The following is an 11,654-nucleotide window of genomic DNA, read 5'->3' as shown; positions in this document are numbered from 1 at the left end:
ATGTGAAGGGACTTTGCGTCATGAAACGAGGAAACCGCCTGCCGGTGGCCATCGGTTCCGCTTTTCTGGTCACTGCCGCTCTCGCCACTCCGGCGGCCTTCGCGGACGGCACCGCGTCCGCCGACTCGGGCCGGTCGGCCTTCCGGGCCCAGGCGGTGGCGGCGGGGCTGACGGCGGCGGAGGCCACGGCGCTGCAGAAGGCCGTCGACGCGGCCCTGGCCCAGGACGGCGGCAAGCAGACCGCCGCCAACGAGATCCGGTACGCGGACGGCCGGCTGCTGCTGCCTCTGCCCGGTGAGAAGTACGCACGCGAGCTCGACAAGACCGGCAAGAAGGCGGCCAAGGCCCACACCTGCACCTACAAGGCCCTGTGCGGCTACTCGGGCAGGGGCTACACCGGCGCGGAGCGTGAGTGGTTCTCGTGCGTCTTCCACAAGAAGCCGAGCAGCTGGAAGAGCGGAGGCTCCTGGTACAACAACCAGAAGCCGGGCCGCGTGGGCAACTGGTACAGCCCCACGAAGAAGTGGCTGGGCTCCACGAAGCCGGCCCCCTGGGGCACCACGCACGGCCAGTGGCGCGGGGTCGGGTACGTGAAGCCCTGCTGACCCGGCCGCTTCCCGGCTGAGGCCGAATCCACGTACCGGGCCGGCACGCGGGAGTGCCTTCCGCGCGGGGACGCTGACACGTACCGAACGGTGTGTCCGTCCCAGGCGGAAGGCGTTTCCCGTGTGCGGTGCGCCGGCCGGGCGTCCGCGCCGGGGGCATGGGGAGGGTCCGGCAGGAGTCCGCGGGGGTTCCTGTCCGTCGCCGGTCGGACCTGGCCGGGGAGGGTGGGCGCGCGGGGGGTCAGATCCAGAAGGGGGGTGGGGGGAGGTCGCCGGGGGTGGCCTGGAGGGGGGCGTCCTCGGCGCGGCCCGTCAGCCAGGCCAGCAGGGCGGCTTGAGGGCCGCTGACCGTGGGGCCCGCGTTCGGGGCCGGGGTCAGGGTGTGGGTGAGGTCCGTGTCCGTGGCCTTGATGGTCATGGGTGGTACGTCGGTGCGGCGACGCAGAGCGGCCACGATGTCGTCGATGATCCAGCGCGCCGTGTCCGGCGGGATGTCCTCGAAGGTGTAGCCGGCCGCCAAGTCCGCGTGGTGGACCTCCAGTTCCCGGATGCGGGTGAGGATCAGGTCGGCCGGGGTGCGCAGTTCGCCCGTGCGCATACGCACCTTTGCCTGCCAGGCCGTGGGCGGCAGGGCCCGTATCTCGCGGTCGAAGCGGGCCGCCGTGTCGAGGACGTCCGCCACCAGCGCCTCCACCGGGCGGTCCGCGCCTGCCTCGATCTCCGCCGCCCGCGCCTCCATGCTCGTGTACTGCGGCGTCTCCACCCCCGTACGGGCCGAGCGGAGCAGGCGGCACAGGCTGTCGGTGGCGCGGGCGACATGGGTGACGACATGCCCGCGCGTCCACGGCGGGACCAGCGACGGCTGCCGCGTCTCCTGGCCGGTCAGCGACCGGACCGTGGCGACGAAGCGGTTCGTCGCCGCCGCCATCCGCGTCAGAGCCTCCGGATCGCGCACTTCCGCCTCCTCCTCCGGCTCGGCCGGTTGTGGAAGTTGGTTTCCGCATCACGGTATCCGATGGGTGCTCGGGGGGACGACCCGACCTCGGCCGTCGGAACCCCCGAGCCCCTCCGTCACCCGAGGGGCTGTCCGGCGTGGCGTCCGGCGGCTGTTCCGAATGAACGTCACTCCCGCGGCGCTGGGTTCGGATATCGGCGTCGGATTTCGCCGGGCGTACGAACGCGCGAGCGTTCGCCTTTCCTCAGCGCCTCCGCGTGCGACCCGATGGCACGGAAAGGGGATTCGGGGAATGGAACGCCTATTCGGCGGCCGGGCGCTTTTCAGGCCGCGTTCCACCAGCGTCTGCCCGTCGCGCGGAGCGTTTCCGGGTCCGTGGTGCGGGCGTGGGCGCGCAGGAGGCGCAGGAGCGAGGCGAACGCGGGGGTGACCGGGCGGGCGGCCGGCCAGGCCAGTACCGCGGTGCAGGGCGGAAGATCGGTGACCGTGAGGAAGCGGACGCCGGGGCGGGGCATCAGGTGCAGGCAGCCCTCCGGGATGAAGCGGATGCCGTGCCCCAGGCTGGCCAGGGCGACATAGGACTCCAGGGTGGTCGCCTCGTGGTCGGTGTACCGCACTCGCGTTCCGTCCGGGCGCGGGTCGACGGCCCAGAAGTCCCGGAATTCCGGGCGGACATGGGGCGAGTAGCCGATGACCGGCAGGTCGGCCAGGTCCGCGAGGGTGAGCGTGTCGCGCTCGGCCAGCGGGTGGGTCTCCGGCATGCACACGAACCGCTGTTCCGTCCCGAGGCGCAGGGTGCGGACCCCCTCGGGCAGGGGCTCGTAGCAGATGACGCCGTCGATCTGGCCGTCCATCAGGACGCTCACCTGCTCGACGTTGTCCACGGCCCGCCACTCGACATCCGGCCCCGGTAAGCCTTTCCGCAGCTGGTCCAGGAGGATCCGCAGGGCGGGCAGGGCCGAGATGTACGAGCCCAGCACCACACGGCTCGCGTGCGCGTGCGCCGCTCCCTCCGCCGCGCCCCGCAGGTCGTCGACGGCGTCCACGACGGCGCGCATACGGGGCAGCAGCGCCTTCCCCGCCGGTGTCAGCTCCACCCGGCGCGTGGACCTCTCCACGAGGGCCACGCCCAACTGCTCCTCCAGGCCGCGGATCTGGCGGCTGAACGCCGGCTGGCTGATGAACGCCCGCTGCGCCGCCCGGCCGAAGTGCAGCTCCTCGGCCAGCACGAGCAGCAGGCGCAACTGATGCGTACTCGGGTCTGCGGTCATGTTCTTCCCCCTTACCGGGGCGGTTGGTCGACCGTCCCGGACTCATGCGCCCAGGGTATCAATGGGCAATTGGGCTGCATCAATAAACCCTTCACAAGCCAATCCCGCCCGGCCAGGATGGATTTCACAGCGCAGCTGTCCCGGGTAAACCGGGGACCGTCAAAAAACGAGGGGAAACAGCAATGAAGAAGAATCTGGCCGTGTCGCTCGGCGCGCTGGCACTGGGTGTCGCGAGTCTGGTGGGCGTCGGATCGGCGACCGCCGGAGCCGCGCCTTCGCAGGGCTCCGCGCTGCCGGCCGTCGCCGAGGCCAAGGCGGACGCCGCCGCGGCCAAGGCGGACGCCGCCGCGGCCAAGGCGCGGGTGACGAAGGTCCAGGTCTTCCAGGACGCCAAGTACAAGAACAGGAACACGACGTTCACCAAGAACGTCAAGAACCTGAAGGACGTCGGCTGGAACGACACGATCAGCTCCGCCAAGAACAAGGGCAACCGAGCGGTCACCTTCTACCAGCACGCCAACTACAAGGGTGCCCGCTTCACCCTGCTGCCGGGCGAGTCCGAGCCCCACTTCGGTGATCACTCGGGCATGCACGACAGCACGAGCTCCATCAAGTTCAGCTGACAGCCGGGCCTTTCGCGGGCTACCGCTGACGGGCGGGGTGCGGCGTCCGGGGCCGCACCCCGCACCCCCGGCCCTCCCCCGTCCCCGTGCTGCTCGCCCCAGCAGACGCACCCTGAGCCCCGCCTTCGCGCGTCCACGACGGACTCCGCGCATCGCATCACGAGAGGCCACCATGCCGCCCTCCCCCGCCCGGACCACCACCGCGCTCGCCCTGCTGCTCCTGGCCACCGCCGCCTGCGCGGCCGAGGCGCGCGAGACACCGTCCGCCCCCCGCACCACCGCGCCCCCGCCCTCCGCCGGGCAGACCGACCAGCGGGCCGGGCCGACCGACCAGCGGGCCGACCAGGGCGACCAGCGGGCCGGATGGGCCGAGCGGCTTCGGCTGCCGCTGGACGCCTACGTCCTGACCGGGGCCGAGACCCTCCTCGTGGAGGACGCCCAGGAGATCCTCATGGGCCGGTGCATGAAGGGCCTGGGCCTGGAGTGGAAACCCCTGCCCCGCGTGGACGCCCGTGACATCGAGCCGCAGAACCTCGGCCGGTATGGTGCCGACCCCGTGGACGCCCTCCGCCACGGCTACCACCCGCGCCCCGACCCGCCGTCGGTGGTACGGCGCGACCGCGCCTGGGACGAGCGCGAGACGCTCCCGACCGACGTGCGGCGCGCCGCGTACGGCCCTTCCGGTACGGGCGGCTGCCTGCGGACCGCCCGGCAGCAACTCGCGGGCGGGGTCGCCGCGCCCGACCACCGCGCCTTCAACGAACTGACGGCCACAGCCCTGGAGACCTCCCGGCGCGCCCCCGAACTGCGTCCCGCCCTGCGCGCGTGGCGGGCGTGCATGGCAAAGGCCGGCTTCGACTACCCGGACCCGCTGGCCGCCGCCGCGAACGAGCGCTGGATCACCCCCGGCCCCACACCGGCCGAGCACGCCACGGCCCGCGCCGACGCGTCGTGCCAGCGGTCCAGCAAGGTGATGGAGGCGTGGGCGGCCGCCGAGACCCGCGTCCAGCACCGCCTGATTCAGCAGAACGCCGCCCGCCTGAACGCGTCGAAGGCCCGCAAGGACCACTGGCTGGCCGCGGCGCGCCGCGTGCTGGACGACGAGGGGCGTCGCCGGTTCGACCCGGCCCCGGCGTGGACTTCACGGCTGCCGACGACTTGAGCCCGACGGTGCTCCGCGCCCGGTCGCGGGGGGTCGTGGTGCGGCCTAGCCTGGCAGGTGCGGGCGGTCATGTCCTCGGTCGGCACGGGGGCGCACCGGATTCCCGTCAGGCGGCCGGTCTTCCGGCCCGCCCGGGGCTCCGCGGACAGGCCGTCATCCCGTCAACCGTTGATGCTTGAACGCTCGTCGGCCCTCGTCCCCGGCCGGGGCGGGCCGGTGCGGCGGGCGCCAGCCGTCTGAAGGAAGAAGCGCCATGTCCCACACAGCGCGAAGAGTATCGAGGGCCGCGGCCTGCTTCGGTCTCACCGCCGCCGGCGTCCTGTCGAGCCTGGGTGGCACCGCGTCGGCGGCGGCGCCGACCGTTCCCGTCGACCGCGGGTACTTCCTCGTCAAGGCCCGGCACTCCAGCATGTGCCTGGACGTCGCCCACGCCAGTCAGCAGCACGCCGCGCCGGTCGTGCAGGCCCGCTGCTCGGGCGGCCACAACCAGCAGTGGCGCCTCATACCGCAGGGTGACGGTCTGAGGTTCAAGATCCAGGCCCGGCACTCCAACATGTGCCTGGACGTCGCGCACGCCAGCCGCAGGCACGCCGCGCCCGTGGTGCAGGCCAACTGCTCGGGCGGCAGCAACCAGGTGTGGTGGTTCGCGCCCGCGCAGGGCCGGGCCCCGCTGGTGAACAGCTCCATCGGCCGGGTGCCGCACATCGACAACAGCGCCGCGATCGTCGCGGACCACACCGGGATGGTGCTGGACGTCGCGCACGCCAGTCGGGCCCACGCGGCTCCGGTGGTCCAGGCGACCCTGGGTGCCGGCCGTGAGCCAGGCCTCAACCAGCTGTGGCGCTTCGAGAGGCCGCCGGCCGGCTGACACCATCGGCTCCCGTCACCGCGTGCGCGTTCCGCCCCGAGACGGCGGCCGTCCGTCAGTGGTCGTCCGACGCCCACAGGGAGCGTACGTGGCCCAGGTGGCGGGTCATGCAGGCTTCGGCCGCCGCCGCGTCGCCCGCCAGCATCAGGTCGAGCAGCTCCAGGTGTTCGCGGGCCGACGCGACGAGCAGGCCGCGCTCGTCCAGGGTCGTCAGGCCGTACAGGCGGGACCGTTTGCGCAGGTCGCCGACCGTCTCCACCAGCCTGTCGTTGCCGTGCAGGGCCAGCAGCGACAGGTGGAAGCGGCGGTCGGCGTCCAGGTAGCCGATCAGGTCGTGGTCGCGGGCGGAGACCACGATCTCCTCCGCGACCGGGCGCAGCGCCTCCAGTTGCTCGCGCGTCGCGGAGCGGGTGACCGCCCCGACCGTGGGGACCTCGATCAGGGCGCGCAGCTCCGAGTACTGGTCGAGGTCCTGCTCGCTGACCTCGGTGACCCGGAAGCCCTTGTTCCGTACGGGTTCCACGAGGCCCTCGCGCGCCAGGTCGAGCATCGCCTCCCGCACCGGCGTGGCGGAGATGCCGAAGTCCGCGGCGAGGGCCGGGGCCGAGTAGACCCGGCCCGGCTGCAGTTCCCCGGAGATCAGCGCGGCGCGCAGGGCGTGGGCGACCTGGTCGCGCAGGCGCTCCTGCGCGGTGATCAGGTTGGGCTGCTTCAGATGGCCACCCATGGCCTACCTCCGGGGCTGCTGTGGTGCGTCGGTTCACATCGCGGGCTCCTCAGAGTAGGAAACCCGCCGGGAACGGATCGTCCGGGTCCAGGAAGTACTGGGCCGTGCCCGTGATCCACGCCCGGCCCGTGACCGCCGGGACGACCGCGGGCAGGCCGCCGACCGTCGTCTGCGCGAGGAGCCTCCCGGTGAACCGCGTCCCGATGAACGACTCGTTGACGAAGTCCCGGCCCAGCGGCAGCTCCCCCCGCGCGTGGAGCTGCGCCATCCGCGCCGACGTGCCCGTGCCGCACGGGGAGCGGTCGAACCAGCCCGGGTGGATCGCCATCGCGTGCCGGGACCGCGCGGCGTCCGAGCCGGGCGCGGCCAGGTAGACGTGCTTGAGGCCGCCGATCTGCGGGTTCTCCGGGTGGACCGGCCGGTCGGCGGCGTTCACCGCGTCCATGACGGCCAGGCCCGCCGCCAGCAGTTCGTCCTTGCGGTCCCGGTCGAAGGGCAGGCCCAGCTCGTCGAGGTGGACGAACGCGTAGAAGTTCCCGCCGAACGCGAGGTCGTACCGGACCGTTCCCAGACCGGGCACTTTCACCTCCCGGTCCAGGGCGACGCTGAACGCGGGCACGTTGGTGAGGGTGACGGACCGCGCCGCTCCGTCCTCCACCCGTACGTCGACGGAGACCAGGCCGGCGGGGGTGTCGAGGCGGACCGTGGTGACCGGCTCGGTGACGGGGACCATGCCGGTCTCCACCAGGACGGTCGCCACGCCGATGGTGCCGTGCCCGCACATCGGCAGCGCGCCGGAGACCTCGATGAACAGCACCCCGTAGTCCGCGTCCGGGCGGGTGGGCGGCTGCAGGATGGCGCCGCTCATCGCGGAGTGGCCGCGCGGCTCGTACATCAGGAGGGTGCGGACGTGGTCCATCTCCTCGATCAGATGGCGGCGGCGCTCCGCCATGGTGGCGCCGGGCAGGACGCCCACACCGCCCGTGATGACGCGGGTGGGCATGCCCTCGGTGTGCGAATCGACGGCGTGGTAGACGTGGCGGGTGCGCAACGCTGGCCTCCGGCGGTCGGGGGGGAAAGGGTTGGGGGTGGGGGTCAGTCCAGGCCCTCTGCCAGGGCCTTCTCCGTCGCCGCGCGGACCGCCGCGGCCTGCTCCGCTACGAGCGGGGTGCGCGGCGGGCGGGTGGGCCCGCCGGGCCGTCCGGCCAGGTCCATCGACAACTTGATGGCCTGCACGAACTCGGTGCGCGAGTCCCAGCGCAGCAGCGGGTGCAGGGCCCGGTACAGCGGCAGCGCCAGGTCCAGGTCGTGGTCGAGCGCGGCCCGGTACAGGGCGGCGCAGGCGCCGGGCAGCGCGTTCGGGTAGCCGGCGATCCAGCCGACCGCGCCGGCCAGCGCCAGTTCGAGCAGGACGTCGTCGGCGCCCACCAGGAGGTCCAGGTCCGGGGCGAGTTCCGCGAGCTCGTAGGCGCGGCGGACGTCGCCGCTGAACTCCTTGACCGCCACGATGTGCCCGTCCGCGTGCATCCGCGCCAGCAGGTCCGGGGTGAGGTCGGTCTTCGTGTCGTACGGGTTGTTGTACGCGACGACCGGCAGCCCGGCGCGCGCCACCTCCGCGTAGTGGGCCCGTACGGCGTCCTCGTCCGCGCGGTACGCGTTCGGCGGGAGCAGCAGCACGGAGCCGCAGCCCTCGTCGGCGGCCTGCTCGGCCCAGCGCCGCGCCTCGGCGCTGCCGTACGCGGAGACGCCGGGCATCACACGGGCGCCGTCGCCCGCGGCCTCGACCGCGACGCGCACGACGCGGGCGCGCTCCTCGTCGGTGAGGGTCTGGTACTCGCCCAGCGAGCCGTTGGGGACCACCCCGTCGCATCCTTCGGCGACCAGGCGGGCGACGTGCTCGGCGTACGCGTCGTAGTCCACGGAGAGGTCGTCCCGCAGGGGGAGGGCGGTGGCGACCATGATGCCGCGCCAGGGACGGGCGGGCGGTTCGGCGGTGAGGTCGGGCGTGGTGGCGGGGGTGGCGGTGTGCGGGGTCGGGTCGGTCATCGCGGGGTTCCTCCGTCGGTGGGTTCGGGGCGGGTGGGAGTGACAGGTGCGGTGGGTGCGGTCGGGTCTACGGGTGCTGTGGGTGCCGTGGGCGGTGTGGGGCCGGAGGGTGGTGCCGGGTCCTCGGGGTCCGGGCTGGCTTTCGGTGCCGGTCCGGGCGGCAGGGCCGCCAGGTGGGCCAGGGGTACCGGGCAGGACAGGGGGCGGCGGTCGGGCGCCGGGGGCTCGCCCGCGAGGCGGGCGACGGCCTGTCCGCACATGCGGCCCTGGCACCAGCCCATCCCGGCGCGGGTCAGCAGCTTCACCGTGCGGGCGTCGCCGGCGCCGTACTCCGCGACCGCCTCGCGGACGCGGCCCGCGGTGACCTCCTCGCAGCGGCACACCTCCGTCGCGTCGTCCAGCCAGCCGGTCCAGCCGGGGCCCGGCCGGTGCGCGGCGGCCATGGCGTCGGCGAACGCGCGGAGCCGGGCGCGGCGGCGGGTGAGCGCGGCGGTGCGGCGCGGGTCGCGGGGCGTGCCGCGCAGGGCGCGGGCGATGGCGTCGGCGGCGATCTCGCCCTCGGTCAGCGCCAGGTCGGCGCCGCCGACACCGGCGGTCTCCCCCGCCGCCCACACGCCCGGCACGGTCGTCGCCTGGTCGGCGTCCACGACGAGCGCCGGGGTGTCGTCGGGGGTGCGGCGGGTGGCGCAGCCCAGGCCGGTGGCGAGTTCCAGCTGCGGTACGAGGCCGTGGCCGACGGCGAGCACATCGCACGGGACGCGGCGGGCGGTGCCCGGTACGGGGCGCCAGTCGCGGTCGAGCCGGGAGACGGTGACCGCTTCGACGCGGGTCGTGCCGTGGGCGGCGGTGACGGCGTGCCGGGTGAGCAGCCGGGTCGTGTGGCGCAGCAGCGTGCCGCCGTGGAGGGCGCCTTCGGCGAGCTTGGCCGGGTTGCGCAGCAGCGTGGGCAGCGCGCGGGCGTACCCGGTGTAGTCGGCGGCCTCCACGACGGCCGGTACGCGCACCCCGGCGGCGGCGAGCGAACCCGCGACGGCCAGCAGCAGCGGCCCGCTGCCCGCGACGACGACGCGCCTGCCGGGCAGGACCGGCCCGGACTTCAGCAGGGCCTGCGCGCCGCCCGCGCCGAGGACGCCCGGCAACGTCCAGCCGGGGAACGGCAGATGGCGTTCGTACGCGCCCGTCGCCAGCAGGACGGCACGCGCGTGGACGGTCGCCGGCGCCTCGTCGGGCCCGGCGACGGCGTGCAGCGTCCAGGCCGGCGCGCCGGCGCCGGGGTGCGGGACGACGGTCCACACGTGGTGGGAGGGCAGGTAGCGGACCCGGCCCATCCGGCGGTGGGCGTCCAGGCGGCGGGCGCGGGGCGCGTAGTGGCGCCGGCCGTGGCGGGTGTCCGGGTGGGCCTCGCCGGCGGCGTGGCGGTGGAACTGGCCGCCCGGCCGCTCCCCCGCGTCGAGCAGGGTGACGCTCAGGCCCAGGTCGGCGGCGGTGACGGCGGCGGCGAGCCCGGCGGGGCCCGCGCCGACGACGGCGAGGTCGGTGAGCGCGCTCATGGCCGGTGCTCCCCGGTGCGGGCGCCCGGGGCTTCGCCGGGTGCGGGGGGCCGGCGGTCCGCGTCCGCGGCACGGGGCCCGCGGCCGGTGCCGGGTGGGAGGGGCCCGGGGGCGGTGCGGTCGGCGCCGTGCCCCGTGCCGTCGGAGTCGAGGCCCGCGCGGTCGGAGTCATGGCCGGTGCCGTGCTGGGTGGTGACGGTGTCGCCGGGGCGTACGGGGACGAGGCAGGCGCGCTGGTTGGGGCGGCCGTTGACGGTGGCGAGGCAGTCGTGGCAGGTGCCGATGAAGCAGAAGGCGCCGCGCGGGGCCCGGCGGTGGCGGGTGGTCCGCCAGGAGGTGATCCCGGCGGCCCACAGCGCGGCGGCCAGGGTCTGCCCGGGTACGGCGGTGAGCGGTGTGCCGTCGAAGGTGAACCGGTAGGGCGTCATGGTGTGCTCCGGGGCGGTACGGGGCCTGGGGTGCGGGCGCGGTGGCGGCGACCGGCGGGCGGGGTGTGCCGGCGACGGCTCGTCGTCCGTCGCGGGTGGCCGGGGTGCGGGCGGTTCGGGTGCCGGGTGCGCAGTGGCCGGTCCGGGTGCCCGCCCGGGCGGTCCGGCGCGGCGGTCAGGTGGCGAAGCGGGCCGGGCTGAACGGGGCGTCGGGCACGGGCGGTTCGGTGCCCGTCAGCGCGGCGGTGACCAGGGCGGCCGTCGCCGGGGCGAGGCCGATGCCCGCGCCCTCGTGGCCGCACGCGTGGTGCAGGCCCGGTACGCGCGGGTCCGGGCCGATGGCGGGCAGGTGGTCGGGCAGGTACGGGCGGAACCCGCAGTACGTCCGTACCGCCCGCACCCGTTCCAGCGCCGGGAACAGGGTGATCGCGCGGGCCGCCAGCCGGTGCAGCGCCTCGGTCGACAGGGTCCGGTCGAAGCCGACCCGCTCGCGGGTGGCGCCGATCAGCACCGGCCCGGCCGGGGTGCCCTCGACGACGGGAGACGACTGCAGGTCGGCGGAGCCGCTGGCGACGTCGGCGACGTAGTCCGCGGCGTACACCTTGTGGCGGACGAAGCCGGGCGGGAGCGGTTCGGTGACGAGGACGAAGCCGCGCCGGGGCATGACGGGCAGCCGCGCCCCGGCGAGGGCGGCGACCTGGCCGCCCCAGGTGCCGGCGGCGTTGACCACCGCGGGGGCGTGCAGATCGCCGCGCTCGGTGCGCACCCCTCGTACGGCTCCGTCGGGGCCCGTCAGGACGGCGGTCACCTCCTCGCCGAGCCGTACGTCGGCTCCGGCGCGGCGCGCGGCGCGCAGCAGGGCGGCCGCGGCGCGCGCCGGCTGGACCTGCGCGTCCTGCGGGTAGTGGACGCCGCCGGCGAGTCCGCGCGCCAACCGCGGTTCGAGGGAAGGCAGTCCGGAGGCGGGGACCTCGTGTGCGGTGACGCCCGCCGCGCGCTGGCGGGCGGCGAGGGCGCGGAGCGCGGTGAGGGCGGTCTCGTCGGACGCGACGACGAGACCGCCCTTGGGCTCGTACTCGATCGCGTCCTCCTCCGGGAGGGTGGCGGCGAGTTCGCGCCAGAGCCGGGTGGAGAGCAGTGCGAGGTCGAGTTCGGGTCCGGGTTCCTTGTCGGAGACGAGGAGGTTGCCCTCGCCGGCTCCGGTGGTGCCGCCCGCGACGGGGCCCCGGTCGACGACGGCGACGGAGAGTCCGGCGCGGGCCGCGTGGTAGGCGCAGGCCGCTCCGACCACTCCGGCGCCGACGATCACGGCGTCGACGGCGGCGCCGCCGGGGGGCGTGCTGGGACGGCTTCGGTTACGTTTCATGGGCACGTCAGTAATATTTCACATGGCACTGACGGCCCACAAGACCTTGTTCC

General features: G+C 74.7%; 11 protein-coding genes and 1 pseudogene. 4 read left to right on the top strand and 8 right to left on the bottom strand.

Annotation, left to right across the window (positions count from 1 at the left end):
- Positions 1-20 precede the first annotated feature (20 nt).
- On the top strand, positions 21-605 hold the full coding sequence (locus ACSUPT_RS23905) for a hypothetical protein (protein WP_361661622.1): 585 nt from the start codon (positions 21-23) through the stop codon (positions 603-605).
- Between the two features lie 241 nt (positions 606-846).
- Here ACSUPT_RS23905 and ACSUPT_RS23900 read toward each other — a convergent pair whose 3' ends face one another.
- Both ACSUPT_RS23900 and ACSUPT_RS23895 read right to left on the bottom strand, forming a co-directional pair.
- Complete coding sequence (locus ACSUPT_RS23900) at positions 847-1,560, bottom strand: maleylpyruvate isomerase family mycothiol-dependent enzyme (RefSeq protein WP_436945482.1); 714 nt, start codon at positions 1,558-1,560, stop codon at positions 847-849.
- Between the two features lie 323 nt (positions 1,561-1,883).
- A complete protein-coding gene (locus ACSUPT_RS23895; protein WP_436945481.1) occupies positions 1,884-2,831 on the bottom strand; it encodes a LysR family transcriptional regulator in 948 nt (315 codons plus the stop codon).
- Between the two features lie 182 nt (positions 2,832-3,013).
- Between ACSUPT_RS23895 and ACSUPT_RS23890 the strand changes: the two genes are divergently transcribed.
- The 3 genes from ACSUPT_RS23890 to ACSUPT_RS23880 all read left to right on the top strand — a co-directional run bounded on the left by ACSUPT_RS23890 (position 3,014) and on the right by ACSUPT_RS23880 (position 5,484).
- Positions 3,014-3,454 (top strand): peptidase inhibitor family I36 protein, encoded by a 441-nt coding sequence (locus ACSUPT_RS23890; protein WP_436945480.1) that lies wholly within the window; start codon positions 3,014-3,016, stop codon positions 3,452-3,454.
- 172 nt (positions 3,455-3,626) lie between these two features.
- Positions 3,627-4,616: a hypothetical protein gene (locus ACSUPT_RS23885; RefSeq protein WP_436945479.1), complete on the top strand. Its 990-nt coding sequence runs from the start codon at positions 3,627-3,629 to the stop codon at positions 4,614-4,616.
- A 253-nt stretch (positions 4,617-4,869) separates the two neighbouring features.
- On the top strand, positions 4,870-5,484 hold the full coding sequence (locus ACSUPT_RS23880) for an RICIN domain-containing protein (protein ID WP_436945478.1): 615 nt from the start codon (positions 4,870-4,872) through the stop codon (positions 5,482-5,484).
- A 55-nt stretch (positions 5,485-5,539) separates the two neighbouring features.
- Here ACSUPT_RS23880 and ACSUPT_RS23875 read toward each other — a convergent pair whose 3' ends face one another.
- The 6 genes and pseudogenes from ACSUPT_RS23875 to ACSUPT_RS23850 form a co-directional block, all read right to left on the bottom strand.
- Positions 5,540-6,211, bottom strand: coding sequence for a GntR family transcriptional regulator (locus tag ACSUPT_RS23875; protein WP_351964912.1), 672 nt, complete (start codon positions 6,209-6,211; stop codon positions 5,540-5,542).
- Between the two features lie 49 nt (positions 6,212-6,260).
- Complete coding sequence (locus ACSUPT_RS23870) at positions 6,261-7,262, bottom strand: proline racemase family protein (protein WP_436945477.1); 1,002 nt, start codon at positions 7,260-7,262, stop codon at positions 6,261-6,263.
- 44 nt (positions 7,263-7,306) lie between these two features.
- Complete coding sequence (locus tag ACSUPT_RS23865; RefSeq protein WP_436945476.1) at positions 7,307-8,257, bottom strand: dihydrodipicolinate synthase family protein; 951 nt, start codon at positions 8,255-8,257, stop codon at positions 7,307-7,309.
- Positions 8,254-9,807, bottom strand: a complete 1,554-nt coding sequence (locus ACSUPT_RS23860) for an NAD(P)/FAD-dependent oxidoreductase (RefSeq protein WP_436945475.1) — start codon at positions 9,805-9,807, stop codon at positions 8,254-8,256. Before ACSUPT_RS23860 ends, ACSUPT_RS23865 begins: the two co-directional genes overlap by 4 nt.
- Positions 9,808-9,974: 167 nt before the next feature.
- Positions 9,975-10,235, bottom strand: a pseudogene (locus ACSUPT_RS23855) ((2Fe-2S)-binding protein); the annotation flags it as partial.
- A gap of 175 nt (positions 10,236-10,410) precedes the next feature.
- A complete protein-coding gene (locus ACSUPT_RS23850) occupies positions 10,411-11,601 on the bottom strand; it encodes an NAD(P)/FAD-dependent oxidoreductase (RefSeq protein ID WP_436945474.1) in 1,191 nt (396 codons plus the stop codon).
- Positions 11,602-11,654: the final 53 nt, after the last annotated feature.

The sequence above is a fragment of the Streptomyces sp. SudanB25_2051 genome, assembly GCF_964272635.1.
Classification (GTDB): domain Bacteria; phylum Actinomycetota; class Actinomycetes; order Streptomycetales; family Streptomycetaceae; genus Streptomyces.
This window is presented reverse-complemented; position numbering and strand designations above follow the sequence as displayed.

What these genes read in the sequence shown, in the direction of transcription:
- ACSUPT_RS23890 (WP_436945480.1), top strand. Translation starts at nt 3,014, where the DNA reads ATGAAGAAGAATCTGGCCGTGTCGCTCGGCGCGCTGGCACTGGGTGTC.
- ACSUPT_RS23895 (WP_436945481.1), bottom strand. Translation starts at nt 2,831, where the DNA reads ATGACCGCAGACCCGAGTACGCATCAGTTGCGCCTGCTGCTCGTGCTG.
- ACSUPT_RS23905 (WP_361661622.1), top strand. Translation starts at nt 21, where the DNA reads ATGAAACGAGGAAACCGCCTGCCGGTGGCCATCGGTTCCGCTTTTCTG.
- ACSUPT_RS23875 (WP_351964912.1), bottom strand. Translation starts at nt 6,211, where the DNA reads ATGGGTGGCCATCTGAAGCAGCCCAACCTGATCACCGCGCAGGAGCGC.
- ACSUPT_RS23865 (WP_436945476.1), bottom strand. Translation starts at nt 8,257, where the DNA reads ATGACCGACCCGACCCCGCACACCGCCACCCCCGCCACCACGCCCGAC.
- ACSUPT_RS23850 (WP_436945474.1), bottom strand. Translation starts at nt 11,601, where the DNA reads ATGAAACGTAACCGAAGCCGTCCCAGCACGCCCCCCGGCGGCGCCGCC.
- ACSUPT_RS23885 (WP_436945479.1), top strand. Translation starts at nt 3,627, where the DNA reads ATGCCGCCCTCCCCCGCCCGGACCACCACCGCGCTCGCCCTGCTGCTC.
- ACSUPT_RS23860 (WP_436945475.1), bottom strand. Translation starts at nt 9,807, where the DNA reads ATGAGCGCGCTCACCGACCTCGCCGTCGTCGGCGCGGGCCCCGCCGGG.
- ACSUPT_RS23880 (WP_436945478.1), top strand. Translation starts at nt 4,870, where the DNA reads ATGTCCCACACAGCGCGAAGAGTATCGAGGGCCGCGGCCTGCTTCGGT.